Origin of the sequence: Chryseobacterium sp. MDT2-18 (assembly GCF_030815285.1) — a bacterium.
GTDB classification, from domain to species: Bacteria; Bacteroidota; Bacteroidia; order Flavobacteriales; family Weeksellaceae; genus Kaistella; species Kaistella salivictor.
Genome location: NZ_JAUSWQ010000002.1, coordinates 76,614 through 92,347 on the forward strand (window position 1 = coordinate 76,614; position 15,734 = coordinate 92,347).

At 38.0% G+C, this 15,734-nt stretch carries 14 protein-coding genes; 7 read left to right on the plus strand and 7 right to left on the minus strand.

The features are described from left to right. Positions 1 to 8 precede the first annotated feature (8 nt). Complete coding sequence (locus tag QF004_RS02270; RefSeq protein ID WP_307422275.1) at positions 9 to 1,385, plus strand: tryptophanase; 1,377 nt, start codon at positions 9 to 11, stop codon at positions 1,383 to 1,385. Between the two features lie 110 nt (positions 1,386 to 1,495). Here QF004_RS02270 and QF004_RS02275 read toward each other — a convergent pair whose 3' ends face one another. Both QF004_RS02275 and msrB read right to left on the minus strand, forming a co-directional pair. Continuing rightward, on the minus strand, positions 1,496 to 1,678 hold the full coding sequence (locus QF004_RS02275) for a CPXCG motif-containing cysteine-rich protein (RefSeq protein ID WP_307422277.1): 183 nt from the start codon (positions 1,676 to 1,678) through the stop codon (positions 1,496 to 1,498). A 24-nt stretch (positions 1,679 to 1,702) separates the two neighbouring features. Next, positions 1,703 to 2,197, minus strand: coding sequence for a peptide-methionine (R)-S-oxide reductase MsrB (gene msrB / locus QF004_RS02280; RefSeq protein WP_373456875.1), 495 nt, complete (start codon positions 2,195 to 2,197; stop codon positions 1,703 to 1,705). Between the two features lie 116 nt (positions 2,198 to 2,313). Here msrB and QF004_RS02285 point away from each other — a divergent pair, with 116 nt between their 5' ends. Continuing rightward, positions 2,314 to 3,558 carry a DUF445 domain-containing protein gene (locus tag QF004_RS02285; protein WP_307422281.1) on the plus strand — a complete coding sequence of 415 codons (1,245 nt, stop codon included), beginning with the start codon at positions 2,314 to 2,316 and terminating at the stop codon, positions 3,556 to 3,558. Positions 3,559 to 3,595: 37 nt separating this feature from the next. Here the strand turns inward: QF004_RS02285 and QF004_RS02290 are convergent, their stop codons facing one another. Next, positions 3,596 to 4,603 carry a quinone-dependent dihydroorotate dehydrogenase gene (locus QF004_RS02290; RefSeq protein ID WP_307422283.1) on the minus strand — a complete coding sequence of 336 codons (1,008 nt, stop codon included), beginning with the start codon at positions 4,601 to 4,603 and terminating at the stop codon, positions 3,596 to 3,598. Between the two features lie 91 nt (positions 4,604 to 4,694). On the opposite strand from QF004_RS02290, the gene QF004_RS02295 reads away from it, so the two are divergent. From QF004_RS02295 to QF004_RS02310, 4 genes are all read left to right on the plus strand, one after another. Continuing rightward, positions 4,695 to 5,189 carry a hypothetical protein gene (locus QF004_RS02295; RefSeq protein ID WP_133439199.1) on the plus strand — a complete coding sequence of 165 codons (495 nt, stop codon included), beginning with the start codon at positions 4,695 to 4,697 and terminating at the stop codon, positions 5,187 to 5,189. 105 nt (positions 5,190 to 5,294) lie between these two features. After that, positions 5,295 to 6,836 (plus strand): glycine--tRNA ligase, encoded by a 1,542-nt coding sequence (locus QF004_RS02300; RefSeq protein WP_133439198.1) that lies wholly within the window; start codon positions 5,295 to 5,297, stop codon positions 6,834 to 6,836. A 96-nt stretch (positions 6,837 to 6,932) separates the two neighbouring features. After that, positions 6,933 to 8,072: a serine hydrolase gene (locus QF004_RS02305; protein ID WP_307422285.1), complete on the plus strand. Its 1,140-nt coding sequence runs from the start codon at positions 6,933 to 6,935 to the stop codon at positions 8,070 to 8,072. 318 nt (positions 8,073 to 8,390) lie between these two features. Further along, positions 8,391 to 9,611, plus strand: coding sequence for an aminotransferase class V-fold PLP-dependent enzyme (locus QF004_RS02310; RefSeq protein ID WP_307422287.1), 1,221 nt, complete (start codon positions 8,391 to 8,393; stop codon positions 9,609 to 9,611). 64 nt (positions 9,612 to 9,675) lie between these two features. Here QF004_RS02310 and bcp read toward each other — a convergent pair whose 3' ends face one another. After that, the gene (gene bcp, locus QF004_RS02315) at positions 9,676 to 10,128 is read right to left on the minus strand and encodes a thioredoxin-dependent thiol peroxidase (RefSeq protein ID WP_307422289.1); all 453 of its coding nucleotides are present in this window, start codon (positions 10,126 to 10,128) and stop codon (positions 9,676 to 9,678) included. Positions 10,129 to 10,160: 32 nt separating this feature from the next. Here bcp and nth point away from each other — a divergent pair, with 32 nt between their 5' ends. Continuing rightward, the gene (nth, locus tag QF004_RS02320) at positions 10,161 to 10,778 is read left to right on the plus strand and encodes an endonuclease III (protein ID WP_307422291.1); all 618 of its coding nucleotides are present in this window, start codon (positions 10,161 to 10,163) and stop codon (positions 10,776 to 10,778) included. Between the two features lie 39 nt (positions 10,779 to 10,817). On the opposite strand, the gene QF004_RS02325 is transcribed toward nth, so the two are convergent. The 3 genes from QF004_RS02325 to QF004_RS02335 form a co-directional block, all read right to left on the minus strand. Next, the gene (locus QF004_RS02325) at positions 10,818 to 11,171 is read right to left on the minus strand and encodes a PleD family two-component system response regulator (protein WP_307422293.1); all 354 of its coding nucleotides are present in this window, start codon (positions 11,169 to 11,171) and stop codon (positions 10,818 to 10,820) included. Positions 11,172 to 11,178: 7 nt separating this feature from the next. Further along, positions 11,179 to 13,419: a PAS domain-containing sensor histidine kinase gene (locus tag QF004_RS02330; RefSeq protein WP_307422295.1), complete on the minus strand. Its 2,241-nt coding sequence runs from the start codon at positions 13,417 to 13,419 to the stop codon at positions 11,179 to 11,181. 202 nt (positions 13,420 to 13,621) lie between these two features. Then, a complete protein-coding gene (locus tag QF004_RS02335; RefSeq protein ID WP_307422297.1) occupies positions 13,622 to 15,415 on the minus strand; it encodes a DUF885 family protein in 1,794 nt (597 codons plus the stop codon). Positions 15,416 to 15,734: the final 319 nt, after the last annotated feature.

The following is a 15,734-nucleotide window of genomic DNA, read 5'->3' on the forward strand; positions in this document are numbered from 1 at the left end:
ACAACTTTATGAAACTTCCTTACGCAGAACCCTTTAGAATAAAAATGGTTGAAGAAATTCGCCAATCAACAAAACAAGAAAGAGAAGAATGGCTAAAGAAAGCCAACTTCAATTTATTTAATTTAAAATCTTCCCAGGTTTTTATCGACCTGTTAACCGACTCCGGAACTGGCGCAATGAGCGACCAGCAATGGGGAGCAATGATGACCGGTGACGAAAGTTATGCAGGCTCCCGAAGTTTTGACAAACTGCACGAAACCGTTCAGAATATCACAGGTTATCAATATTTACTTCCGACACATCAGGGACGGGCCGCAGAAAATGTTTTGTTTTCTGTTTTGGTAAAAGATGGTGATATTGTCCCAGGAAATTCCCATTTCGACACCACAAAAGGGCATATTGAAATCAGAAAAGCACACGCTGTTGATTGTACCATTGACGAAGCTTTTGACATTGAAAATCCTCATCCTTTCAAAGGAAATATTGATTTGCAGAAATTAGAAAACGTTTATAAAAGGTATCCAAAAGAAAAAATTCCATTTTGTTTAATTACCATTACGTGTAATTCTTCAGGCGGACAACCGGTTTCCTTAGAAAACATGAAAGCCGTAAAAGAACTTTCAGACCGTTATGGAATTCCAATCTATTTCGATTCTGCGAGATTTGCGGAGAATGCTTATTTCATTAAAATGAGAGAAAAAGGGCAGGAAAACAGAACCATTAAAGAAATTGCAAAAGAAGCATTTTCTTACGGAGTGGGAATGACCATGAGCTCTAAAAAAGATGGCCTGGTAAACATTGGTGGATTTATCGCTTTGAATGATGCTGAGATTTTCAAGAAAGCATCGAATTTCACCATTATTTTTGAAGGGTTTATTACCTATGGCGGAATGGCAGGAAGAGACATGGCCGCTCTGGCCGTTGGTTTGAATGAAGCCACTGAATTTGAATATCTGGAAAGCCGTATTTCGCAAGTAGAATATCTGGGAAATAAATTAATAGAATTCGGGATTCCGGTGCAGAAACCAATTGGCGGCCATGCAGTTTTCATCGATGCTCTCGGATTTTTACCTGATGTTCCGAGAGAAGAATATCCGGCACAAACATTAGCGAACGAAATTTACAAAGAAGCCGGAATCAGAACCGTAGAAATCGGGACTTTATTGGCCGACCGCGATCCGGAAACACGTGAAAACCGTTATCCAAAATTAGAGTTGGTTCGGCTGGCAATTCCTCGTAGAACATATACTAATAACCATATGGATTATATTGCGGTGGCGATCAAAAACGTTTACGACCGAAGAGATGAAATTAAAAAAGGATACAACATTGTTTGGGAATCTGAAATCCTAAGACACTTTACCGTAGAATTAGAAAAAGCTTAAATTTTCGCTTTTTTTAAATAAAAAACCTCGGCTTTCGTCGGGGTTTTTGCTTTCTAAGATTTATTTCTTTTCAGAATAGATCATATCAATTCATGCTTTTTGCTCAGAATTTACTGCTCAATATTCACAGCATCAAAGCCTACCAATTCATCGTTTTCAAAACGCACGTGCAATTCTATCGGATTACAGCAAACTTCACAATCTTCGATATAGGTTTGATTGGAAACCGAGGGATCCAAAAGCGCAGAAATTTCTTCCCAACAGTATGGGCAAGTATAAAAATATTCTAACATGATCTGTGGTAAATAACGTGATTCTTACTTTGCTGCTTTTTCACTATCTCCCACAAATTCCAAACTGACAGAATTCATGCAGTACCGCGTTCCTGTCGGGGCCGGGCCGTCATTGAAAACATGACCTAAATGAGAATCGCACCTTTTGCATAAAACTTCAGTTCTTTCCATTCCGTAGCTGGAATCTCTTTTGTAAGCCGTGCCTTCTTTATCGGCTTCGAAGAAACTTGGCCAGCCGCAAGTAGACGCAAATTTGGCATCTGAACGAAACAGATGATTTCCGCAAACTGCGCAGTAATAGTCGCCTTTTTCATCATACACATTATATTTTCCTGTGCCGGGTCTTTCGGTCGCAGCTTCGCGGGCAACAGCATATACATCAGCCGGCAGTATTTTTTTCCACTCAGAATTGGGGACGTTCAGTTTGGTACGGTCTGTCCGGGAATAGTATGGATTGTTTTTTGTAGTTGAATTTTCCATTGAGGTAGATTTTTCGGGTTGTTTAACTTGAGAACACATTTGCAGCGAAAGGCAAACTAATATCGACAATATAATTTTCATAAATTTTACAATAAATTTTTTGTGAAACTGAATCAATTTAAGTTTTGCGAGTCAAATTTAGTACATTTGAAACAATGAATGATACAGAAAAAAAGATACAGCTAAGAAAGTACAAAATGTTTGCCACCGGACTCTTCGTTTTGATGGCCATTATTTTTGTGATGATGACGATTTTGGAAAAGAAAAATCCTGACCATTGGATCGGCTATATCCGTGCGTTCTCAGAAGCGGCAATGGTGGGAGCTTTGGCTGATTGGTTCGCGGTTACCGCACTTTTTAACTATCCACTTGGGATTAAAATTCCGCACACCAATTTAATTGAAAACAGCAAAGAAAGAATTGGCGATAATCTCGGAAATTTCGTGGTTGATAATTTTCTTTCACCCCAAAATATCCGCCCTTATATTCAGAAAATCAAGGTTTCACATTTTGTGGGAGACTGGCTTTCCAAGGAGCGCAATCAGGAAAATTTAATGAAGGAAGTTTCGGGTATCATTCTGAATATTTTAAATAAACTCGACGATACCGAAGTCGTCAATTTCATTGGCAAAAAGGCGAAAGAAATGGCTGAGGATTTAAAGATCAATGAAATCATCGGCAACGGACTTGAATATATTCTCGACAAAAAAGACCATCAAAGATTCATCACCAATTTATCCAAACAAATCAAAGAATATGTCCTGAATAACCAGGAAATGGTGAAAGAACGGGTAAAAAGTGAGAGTTATTTTTTGATTCCGAAGTTTGTTGATAATAATATTGCCGACAAAATTACCAGTGGACTTTCAAAATTTTTCGAAGAAGTTGAACTCGACCAAAATCATTCTCTACGACACGAAATCACGCAGAAACTCTATTCTTTTTCCAAAGAAATTAAAACGGAAGACAAATGGGTTTCAGAATTCCGAAACGTTAAAAATGACTTTCTAAAAGATGAAAAAATCTTGCAGTATTCCACCGACATTTGGAATTCCATCAAAAAATCTTTAATGAAAGAGCTGGAAGAAGAAAATTCGGCTTTGAAAAATTACATCAGAAAAAACCTGACTGAACTTTCCCAAAATCTACAGACTGATGAAGTTTTTCAAAATAAAATTGACCATTGGATTCGCGTGACCGCTTACAAATACATCCTGAAAAATACGCATCAGTTCGGCGCATTAATCAGTTCTACCGTCGGAAAATGGGAAGGAAAAGACTTGAGTAAAAAACTGGAACTGGAAGTGGGGAAAGATCTGCAGTTTATCCGCGTAAATGGAACTTTAGTCGGCGGTTTAGTCGGTTTGATTATTTATACGGTGGTGAATTTTTTCATTTGATGGAGAGCGCTGTTAGAGCTTAAAGCTCTAACAGTGCTTACATTTTCTCCAAAATCTTTTGATTAATTTCATGAATCAATTCCGGTCCTTCATAAATAAATCCTGTATACAATTGCACCAAACTGGCGCCGGCTTCTAATTTCTCTAAAGCATCTTCCGCAGAATGAATTCCTCCAACTCCGATAATGGGAAAAGCTTTTTCACTTTTTTCAGAGAGAAACCTGATGACTTCAGTCGAGCGTTTTGTTAAAGGTTTTCCGGAAAGGCCCCCGTTTTCTTTCTTATTTTCTGAAATTAAATTCTCGCGCGAAAGGGTCGTGTTCGTCGCAATGACTCCGGCGATCTGAGTTTCTTTCACGATATCGATAATATCTAAAAGTTGGTCATCGCTTAAATCCGGTGCGATTTTCAAAAGAATCGGTTTCGGTTTTTCCTTTTTTGAATTTAATGCCTGCAGCGTGCCGAGTAACTTTGTTAAAGGTTCTTTATCCTGAAGTTCCCGAAGATTGGGCGTATTCGGCGAACTCACATTCACCACGAAATAATCGACAACCGGAAATAATTTTTCGAAACAAATGATATAATCATTTGCGGCATCTTCATTGGGCGTAACTTTATTTTTACCGATATTTCCGCCGATGAGCACGTTTTTATTTTTTTTTAAACGTTCCACCGCTGCATCTACTCCGCCGTTATTAAAACCCATCCGGTTGATGATCGCAGAATCTTCTTTCAGTCGGAACAGTCTTTTTTTTGGATTTCCCTCCTGTGGTTTCGGCGTTAATGTTCCGATTTCTACAAAACCAAATCCAAGATCGGAAAGTTCGTTGAACATTTTCGCATCCTTATCAAAACCGGCGGCCAACCCAACTGGATTTTTAAACTTCAAACCGAAAACTTCCCGTTCAAGTCTTTTGTCCTCGATAGGTTTTGGAAGAAATATTTTGGTGAGAAAAGGGAAATTCTTTAATAATGAAAAAGTAAAATAATGAACTTTTTCAGGATCGAATTTGAAGAGAACCGGACGGATAAAAGATTTGTACATGGGAGAAAAGTTTGACAAATTTAATCAAATTAAAAGGATTGAAAGTAATTGACCACAATGAAAATAATTTCTATTTTAGCAAAAAAATTTCATGAAAAAAATTCTATTGTTGGGTTTATCAATTTGTTTTCAAACTGCATTTTCTCAGGTAAGTATGGAGAAAAACCGATTAGTCAAAGACGGAACAAAATACAAGTTCTCTCAGTATGAGCAGGTTTTTCAAAATTCTGAAGCCAGAGATTATTTCAAAAAAGCACGAACCAATAAAACGGCCGGTGAAATTTTTGCTTACACCGGAGGATTTTCACTCGGCTTGGGTATCGCTGAGATGATTGCGCAGGCAAATACAAAAACAGTTTATAATATGTTTGGCGATCCTTACAAGGTAAAGCCGGACTATTCAACCGCCTGGAGTCTCATTGGTACGGGAGTTGGGTTAATTGGGATAGGAATCCCGTTCGCTCTTGCAGCGGATAAAAATGCTAAAAAAGCAATTGAACTTGAAAACGGCGGAACAACGGCTTTTCAACCGTATTTCAAATTAGAAAGTGCCGGAAATGGTTTGGCTTTGAGCTATAATTTCTAAAAAAAATCACTTTAAAAATAGATAGAGAGACAGATGTAACTTCTGTCTCTTTTGTCATTTATAATCCGTATTAAATTCCCTATTTTTGCATAAATTCTAAAAACGATGGCAAAACAAGAAGATGTTTTCAAAAAATTGATTTCGCACGCGAAAGAATATGGTTTTATTTTCCCTTCCAGTGAAATTTATGACGGTCTTTCGGCGATTTACGATTACGGACAAAATGGAGTGGAACTGAAAAACAACATCAAACAGTACTGGTGGAAAGCGATGGTGCAGTTAAATGATAATATTGTGGGCATTGATACCGCGATTTTTATGCATCCCACGATTTGGAAAGCTTCTGGCCACGTTGATGCTTTTAATGATCCTTTGATTGACAATAAAGATTCGAAAAAACGTTTCAGAGCTGATGTTTTAATAGAGGATTACTGTGCAAAACTGGAAGATAAAGCACAAAAAGAAATCGATAAAGCGGCCAAAAGATTTGGTGAAGCTTTTGATAAAAATGAATTTGAAAGCACGAATCCACGCGTTTTAGAATATCGGGAAAAACAAAAAACTATTCTTTCGAGAATGGCACAATCTCTTGAAAAAGAAGATCTTGCCGACGTAAAATCTTTAATCGAAGAATTAGAAATTGCTGATCCTGATACCGGTTCAAAAAACTGGACGGATGTTCGGCAATTCAACTTAATGTTCGGAACAAAATTAGGCGCATCTGCGGATTCTGCGACCGATTTATATTTGAGACCGGAAACGGCACAGGGGATTTTCGTCAACTTCCTAAATGTTCAGAAAACGTCGCGACACAAATTGCCTTTCGGAATTGCCCAAATCGGGAAAGCCTTTAGAAATGAAATCGTTGCGAGACAGTTTATTTTCAGAATGAGGGAATTCGAACAGATGGAGATGCAGTTTTTTGTGCCGCCGGGAACCGAACTGGGTTACTATGAAGAATGGAAGCAGAAACGTTTGAACTGGCATTTGGCATTAGGTTTAGGCGCTGAGAATTATAAATTTCACGATCACGAAAAACTGGCACATTACGCAAATGCTGCTTCAGATATCGAATTTAAATTTCCGTTTGGATTTAAAGAACTGGAAGGAATTCACTCCAGAACCGATTTCGATTTGAGTGCGCACGAAAAACATTCTGGCCGTAAATTACAGTATTTCGATGCGGAAAGAAATGAAAATTACGTTCCTTATGTGGTAGAAACTTCGGTAGGTTTAGACCGTTTGTTCCTGGCAATTTTCTCCAACTGTCTGAAAGATGAGGTTTTAGAAGATGGTTCAGAAAGAACAGTTCTTTCACTTCCTCCGGCTTTGGCTCCGGTAAAAGCAGCGATCTTACCTTTAATGAAAAAAGACGGTTTAGGCGAATACGGCGAAAAAATCTTCAATGATCTGAAATATGATTTCAACATGATCTACGAAGATAAAGACAGCATCGGAAAACGTTACAGAAGGCAAGATGCAATCGGAACGCCTTTCTGTATTACAATCGACCACGATTCTTTAACCGACAACACCGTGACTTTGCGGGATAGAGATACCATGAAACAGGAAAGAGTTGCTGTTGCTGATTTGCGAAGAATCATTGACGAGAAAACGAATTTCAGAAATTTACTTTCTAAGATTTAAGTCTTTAAAAATATTTTTAATGAGAAGTTCCGGAGCAATCCGGGACTTTTTTATTTTAAAGATAATTAACATTAAATTTGTCATTAAACTCCCGATATGTTACAAAAAATCCTGAAAGGTATTCTTATCTTTTTTGCAGTTTTGATTGCGCTTGCCTATACTTTTGGATACGATTATTTATTCAAAGGTATCCGTGAAACTTATCTGCGCGGTGAAACCGGTTCTTCCATTGATGACGGAGCTTATTTCAAGTCTCACACGATTGCAAAAGGAAATTCAGCTCCCTGGGTGAAAGATTCGCTCTACAATAAAAAGCCTTTACCGAAAAGTCTCGTTGAAGATTTAAAACAATCAAAAACAGCTTCTTTTCTCATCATTAAAAACGGGAAATTAGTTCACGAAGAATATTGGGACGGTTATAATCAAAACTCACAAACTAATTCTTTTTCTATGGCGAAAGGTATAACGGTGATGCTTGTGGGTAAAGCCATCGAACAGAAAAAGATCAAAAGTTTTGATGAAAAATTCTCCAATTTTTTTCAGAATTATAATAATATAAAATTCGGGAAATCGTTAACGCTCGCTAATTTAGCTGAAATGGAAGCCGGTTTGAACTGGAAAGAAGATTATAACAATCCTTTTCTGCCCAACGCAAAAGCCTATTATGGAAAGTCTTTGGAAGAAGCCGTTTTTCTTCGCGACTTTAAAAATCAACCCGGAACACAATTCGAATATCAGTCTGGTGCAACGCAACTTCTGGGTTTTGCCCTGAGAAAATCGATCGATAAAACTGTTGCGCAATATGCTTCGGAAAATTTATGGCAACCGCTCGGAATGGAACAGAACGCCACCTGGAATACCGATGATTTCGGTATGGAAAAAACGTTCTGCTGCATCAATTCCAATGCGAGAGACTTTGCAAAACTTGGACAGTTATTTTTAAATGATGGTGAATTTGGTGGGAAACAAATCCTTAATTCAGACTTTATTGAAAAGATGCGGACGCCGACCAAATTATCCGGTGAAGCTTATGGCTCAGGACTTTGGATCAACAATGACGCTGTGGTTAAGCATTATTATTTCCGCGGATTATATGGCCAGTATATCATTGTGATTCCGGAAAAGCAAATGGTAATTGTACGCACAGGAATGGATAAAAGGGAAACTTTTGATGAAAAAGGAAGACCAGTACAAGTTGAGTTTTATGTGAATGAAGTGGTAAAAAACTTTGATTGATAACTTTTATGCTGGGAGAATATTTTAACGCAAAGACGCAAAGTTTTATCAAGCATTCTGTTTAATAATTTAGCATCGCAAAGGCGTTTGACTTCGTCGAATCTTCGATTTCACTTAGCAAAGGGGAAGATCAAAACTATCTGTCGCATTTTTTTAAAGCGATTTGCAGATCATTTATTTAAAAAGTTGCGTTTTTAAGCGGCAGAAATTTTAGGATTTTGCTATCGTCTTTATTCTTTTTTCTATTCTCTTTACTCTTAAATATAAAGATTATTCAAATTAAATTTCCGTAAATTTGAAGCATTCTAAATAAGCATCATGTTCGACATCCAAAATATTCGCAGTCAGTTTCCTATTCTCACTCAAACCGTTAACGGCAAACCTTTGGTTTATCTCGATAACGGCGCTACTTCTCAGAAGCCGGTTTCCGTTATCGAAAGTTGGGAAAAGTATTATTCTACCATTAACGCGAATGTACATCGCGGAATTCATACTTTGAGCCAGTTAGCGACGGAAGAGATGGAGGTTTCCCGAAGAAAAGTTCAGAAATTCATTAATGCTAAACATGATTTTGAAGTTATTTTTACCAAAGGAACTACCGAAGGAATCAACCTTATCGCCTATGCTTTAACGAATTTGGTTAAGAAAGATGACGAGATCATTATCTCTTATCTTGAACACCACTCGAATATCGTTCCGTGGCAAATGTTGTGTGAAAGAACCGGCGCGAAACTGAAAGTAATTCCAATGGACGAAAACGGAATTCTTCAGCTCGATTTTTTAGATAAAAATTTGAGTGAAAGAACGAAGATTGTTTCTCTTAACCAGGTTTCCAATGCTTTGGGCGTGATCAATCCTATCGAAGAAATTATCGCAAAAACCAGAGCAAATTCAAACGCGATGGTTGTGATTGATGGCGCCCAATCTGTTCCGCATTTTAAAATCGATGTCCAAAAAATGGACTGTGATTTTTTTGTGTTCTCCGGACATAAAATGTATGCGCCGATGGGAACGGGAATTCTGTACGGAAAAGAAGAAATCCTTAGAAAAATTCAACCTTTTCATGGTGGCGGTGAAATGATTGCAACGTGTTCTTTTGAAGAAACGACTTACGCCGATCTGCCTTTTAAATTTGAAGCCGGAACCCCGAATGTTGGCGGGAATATCGCTTTAGGCGCGGCCATTGACTTCATGGAAACTCTCGGTCATGAACATATTCAGACCCATGAAAATGCGTTGCTGGATTACGCTCAGAAAAAATTACTGGAAATTGAAGGTTTAAAAATTTACGGCGAAAAAGCCAATAGAACCGGCGTGGTTTCTTTCAATCTGGAAGGAATCGGTATTGCTTCCGACGTCGGAATGATTCTGGACAAACTCGGCGTCGCGGTGAGAACCGGTCACCACTGTACACAACCGATTATGAAATTTTTCAATATTGCCGGTACGGTTCGTGCGAGTTTCGCGGTTTATAATACTTTTGAAGAAATCGATATTTTGGCAGAAGGCGTGAAAAAAGCACAGCGAATGTTGATGTAAAAATTGCCACGAATGCACGGATAAAGAGAATTCGTGCATTCGTGGCGAAAGTTTTTGTTTTAATTTAAACGGTTTCAAGAATCTGTTTCGCAGCTTCCTTGGTTTTTACCTTTTCGATAACGAGCGTGCAGATTCCTTTTTCATCAAAAATAAATGTGGTACGGACGATTCCCATGAATTCTTTGCCCATGAATTTCTTCAGTTGCCAAACACCAAATTTCTCGATGACTTCCTTATTTTCATCGGCGAGTAATGGATACTGAAATCCAAATTTTTCATGGAATTTCTTTTGGGCTTTTACAGGATCTGCAGAAACGCCTAATAATTGGTACCCTTCTTTTTTAAGTTGTGAAAAATTATCGTTTAAATCACACGCTTCTGCGGTACAGCCAGGCGTATTTGCTTTTGGGTAAAAAAATAGGATAAGTTTTTTTCCGGAAAAATCGGATGACTTTACCGTTTCACCGTCCTGATTGATACTTTCGAATTCTGGTAATTGATCGCCTACTTTCAACATAATGTTTAATTTTGTTCAAATTTAGAATTAAAATGACGAAAAAGCAAAGAGCAGAAATAGTGATGACAGAACTGGAAAAATTATATCCCATCGTTCCCATTCCGCTCGACCACAGTGATCCGTTTACTTTATTGGTTGCAGTCGCGCTCTCCGCTCAGACAACGGATAAAAAAGTGAATCAGATCTCGCCAAAACTTTTCGAAGTTGCGGGCGATCCTTTTAAAATGAAAGAATTAGAAGTTGATGAAATTAAATATTTAATTAAAGAAATCGGTTTAGCCAATACAAAAGCTAAAAATTTAAAAAAAATGGCTGAACTTCTGGTGGAAAGACATGATGGAATCGTGCCGCAGACTTTTGAAGAACTGGAAAATCTTCCCGGCGTCGGCCATAAAACGGCGTCTGTGGTGATGAGTCAGGCTTTTGGTGTTCCTGCTTTTCCGGTTGATACGCATATTCACCGGTTGATGATTCAGTGGAAATTAACTTCCGGAAAAAACGTGATAGAAACGGAGAAAGACGCGAAAAAATTATTCCCCCGCGAAATCTGGAATAAATTGCACCTGCAAATCATTTTCTACGGCCGCGAATATTCACCGGCAAGAGGAAATAAGGAAAATGATTTTATTACGAAAATGTTATTTGAATAAATTTTCTCAGCGTGAATTTCTAAAATTCAGGGAGTGGTTTTAATTTAAAAGACGCTCTACTTTATCGACCAAATCGTCTATCTCAAAAGGTTTAGCCAGAAAATCATCAGCGCCTATCTCTTTGGAGATCAGCGCTGCATCGGGATGAGCAGACATTAGCATCACTTTTATATCTGCAGTTTCGGAATTGTTTTTTATGTCTTTGGTTAAAGTTCGCCCATCAAAACCAGACATGAGCATGTCGGTAATAATTAGTTCAGGCTTAGCATGTTTTAATTTTTCATGGAACTCTGAAGGATTGCAGCATGATTGAATATCGTAACCATCAGCAAGCAAAATGCTTTCGATAAGCTGGCATATATCCTTATTGTCATCAACTATTAATATCTTCATAATTTATTTAATTTTTGAAAAGAGGCAATGAGAAGTAAAATTTACTGCCTTTGTTTTTTTCACTTTCGACCCAGATTTTTCCGTGGTGGCGATCCAAAATATCTTTTACAATGAATAATCCGATGCCAAAACCCGGGAAAGTAACTTCATCCTTACCGGAAACGCGATAAAAACGCTCGAAGATTTTACTTAATTCCTCTTCGTTCATGCCGATTCCAAAGTCTTCGACAGAAACTACCGCACACTTTCCATCAATGAAAAGTTTCACATGTACCTCTTTTTTATTAGGGGAATATTTGATTGCGTTGGTCAGAAGATTATTTAAAACCTGTGTAATCCGGTCTTTATCTGCAAATACTTCGACATCTGACGTATGGCTCAGTTCAAAATTAATCTGATGACTTTGGTCGGCAGCCTTGATGTCTTCTATGGTTTCTGTCACCAGTTTTACCAGCGAAAAATCGCCTTTATGTAAAGGAAGCTGCCCGGATTCGATACGGGAAATATCCAAAAGCTCGCCCATTAACTGATTAAGCTTGTTGATTTGATTTTCGATGGTATTTAAAGAGTTGACCAGAAATTTATCTTCGGAATCGCCGCGCATTTTCTTGAGCAGTTGCACGTAGCCTTTTATGGTGGTGACCGGCGTTTTCAATTCGTGATTGGCAATTTTAATGAAATCATTTTTATGCTGATCAAGCCGCTTCATTTCATCAATATCGGTGCTGGTTCCCACCCATTTCTTTACATTTCCCATTTCATCCAGCTGCGGTGTTGCCCTGCTTAAAAACCACCGGTATTCACCGTTTTTACCTAAAAATCGGTGCTCATAGGTAAAGGGCGTTTTTGTAGTGACGCTTTTCATCCAAAGTCTCTGATTTTCAGCTCTTTCATCGGGATGTACAATACTTAGCCAACCGTCTTCTTCCAGAAAGGTATTGTAGTTTTTGCCGGAATAATCCATGGTGGCCTGGTTAAAATAAGTGAGCCGGCCGTCGCTTTCGCCAATCCAGACAATTTGGGGAATGGCATCTGCGAGGAAACGGTATTTTTTCTCGCTTTCTTTAATGCTGCTTTCAAACTCCTTAAGGTCTGTAATGTCCCGCATGGTGCCCGAAATATAAGGTTTACTGCCTTTGTAACTTTCTAAAAGCCTGCCGTATATTTCGATCCATTTCACCTGTCCTTCCCGCAGAATTATTTTTGTTTGATAAAAAAGGTCGCCGGTTTCTTTTGCCTGCTTCAAAGCTGCGGCACGAATTTTCAGATATTTTGGGTGAATATGACTTTCAAAAACTTTAGAATCAATTGTTTCTGTATCGGCATCATATCCTAAAATGGATAAAAACCGGGGAGAAAAATTATATTTTTGCTGCGTTTCATAATCCATATCGAATTTGCCTAATTTGGTAGCATCCAGAGCGGTATTTAATTGATGATGGCTTTCCTGTAGCAGTATTTCATTGTTTTTTCTTTCGGTAATATCCTGCATTACGCCAAGCATTCTGGCCGGTTGGCCTTTTTCGTCCGGGAATATTTTACCGTTGGTAAAAACCCATTTTAAATTTCCTTTTTTATCGATTATTCTGGCTTCATATTGATATTTACCCGTTTTCAAAGCACGTTGAAAAGCTTTATCTACAATATTTATCCGGTCATATTCTACAAGATGTGTTCTTAATTTAAGATGACTGATTTCATCATCATTTTCATATCCGAAAATTTGAGAGAGGTAAGATGAATGAATAATTTCGGAATTTTTCAAGTTTAAATCCCAGGTCGCTGTATGTGAGCTTTCGGTTGCCAATCGCAGCCTTTCTTCCTCGTCTTTTATTTTGTTCCGGATGCCTACCAAACCTGTTACTTCTATCGCCACTATTGCAAAGCACTGCAATTCACCGCACTCGCTGTAAATAGGTTGATAGACAAAATTGAAAAAAACATCCTGTAAAACGCCCGCACGCTTTAGTTTTATACTGTGCTCAGGGGAGTAAAACGGCTCTTTGTTTTTTTTTACATGATCAAAGATGGAAAGCAGCTGAATTTCAGTTTCAGGAAAAATATCGAACATTTTCTTTCCCAATACTTCCTGCCTCGTTTTCTGAACAATATTAAGCCATTCATCATTTGCAAATTCGAAGACATAATCCTCATTTACCAGTGAAAATCCAAAAGGTGTTTTTTGCAGAACATTCTCCAGAACATTCTCTTTCAACGAGATTGGAATTTGAGGAAAATTGGCTTTCATATAAGTTGAATTTTAACTGGTAAAAATACTCATTTATTTACTATTGCCTTAAACTATTTTAACTTTCTTTATAGAATAAAACCCTTTCTGTTTCGATTTCAGAATTCACTTAAAACACTGTGCTAATTGCAGATACTGTCAGCATAAAAACAAATCCGTTGAACAATTCAACGGATTTAATCTGATTATTTAATAAAAATTTTTACTGTTTTTTTGCCCAGTTTTGCATTTTCCGATCGAGTACATCCAAAGGCAGACAACCTTGATTTAAAACCTCGTCATGAAATTTGGCTAAACTGAATTTACTTCCCAATTTTTCCTGATATAAATCCCGCAGTTCACGGATTTTCAGCGAGCCAATTTTATAGCCTAAAGCCTGTCCCGGCATGGCCATATATCGCTCTACTTCTGCGGTTGCACCTGCTTCGTCGTAGGAGATGTTCGTCAGAAAATATTTAATAGCTTCTTCACGGTTCATGGTTCCGCTATGGATTCCGGTATCGACTACCAGCCGCACAGCGCGCAACATCTGATCGCTCAAATATCCCATTTTCTGATAAGGATCGGTGTAGAGCCCAAATTCTGGTCCCAGTGTTTCACAATAATGCGCCCAACCTTCGCCATAAGCACCGAACCAACCAAACCGCATGAATTTTGGAAGATGGGTGTTTTCCTGCTGTAACGAAATCTGGTAATGATGTCCCGGAATTGCTTCGTGAAGAAATAAGGATTCCATCCCGGAAGTCACATTGAATTTTGTAGGATCGGGGATCGGGATATAAAAAATTCCCGGCCGTTTTCCGTCTGGGGTTCCCTGAATATATTCTGCACTTGCAGTAGCTTCCCTGAATTTTTCGGTTTGGCGAATTTCAAATGGCGTTACTGGTGTTACCCCAAACATGTTTTTTAATTTTGGAGTAATCTTAGCTAAAATGTGGTTGAACGCAGCGATGACTTCTTTTTCGGTTTTGTAAGGCATTGCTTTGGGATCAGATTTTACGTGAGTGATGAATTCCTCCAACGTTCCGGTAAAACCCAGTTCCTGTTTTACTTTCTCCATTTCTGTGCGGAGCATTGCCACTTGTTCTAAACCGATTTTATTGATTTCCTCCGGTGTTTTTGTTGTGGTAGTCCAACTCTTGGTGTAGTAGGTGTAAATCTCATTTCCTTTTGGCAACGCATTTATCCCATCGGTATTTCTTGCTTTGGGCAAATATTCGGTTTCCAGAAAAGCTGCCATTTTGGTATAGGCCGGAATTATTTTTTTAGAGATTACGTCTTTGTACAATGCAGTTAGTTTTTGTTTTTGCGCACTGCTGAATTTTTTCGGGAAATTTTTTACAGGTCCGAAGAAAATATTTTTATCGAAATCAGAACTTGTCAATTCTTCGGCTTTCATTTGGGGAATCATTTTCACGACAAGTTTTTTCGGTAAAACGAAACTGTTTTTAATGCCTTCGCGGAAATTTCCTTCTGCAGTGTCCATCCATTCGGGGAATTTTTCCATTCTCTTCAGCCAGTCCTCATAATCTTTTTCTGTTTTAAAGGGTTGACTTCCTTCGCCACTTCCTAATAATGGAAAGTCGAGGGGCAATCCGCCAAACTGAGTAAAAGGAATGTATTCCGGATGATAGGCATACCGCTCGATTTTGTCTTTTAAAGTATAATCGAGTACATCATAAACCGTTTTATCATCATCACTCAGCGACTTGTAATCCAGTTTTTTTAATTGATTCTGTACCGAATTGTAGAAAGAAATTTCACCAGAAATAAAGTCTTTGTCAATATTGATCGGCAGCTGGTCGTTATAACGCAAATCTCCTTGGGAAGTAGCTTCTAAAGGGTAAAGTTTTAAATATTGTTCATAATAATCGGCCGCAATAGAATCAACTTCCATTGGAGTGACTTTGGTTAACGGAGAGTCTGATTTCTTGCAACCTGTAAATCCGGTCAGGAAAACTGCGCCAAAAAAAGCAGTGTATATTAAGTTTTTCATTTTTTATATTTTGAAGATGCTAAATTAAGTTTTTTGTTTAAAGTTTAGCTATTATAAATTTAACTCAAGACCAAATGAAATGAAATTAATGACGTGAATAAAGCCACCAATTCACGAAAAGCGTTGTTGAAAGCATTCCCTTTTACTTTTAAAAATTAGAAATCCTAGATTTATTTAAAAATGCGTGGCAAAAGTTCAATTCATTTACCCGGACAGGATTCCTCTGATTTCAACCGCAAACCGAAAAATGAAATTTACAATAAATAATTTTGCGCAATCAATCTATTTTTTATCTTTGCTCTGTCAGTTTCGCTGATCA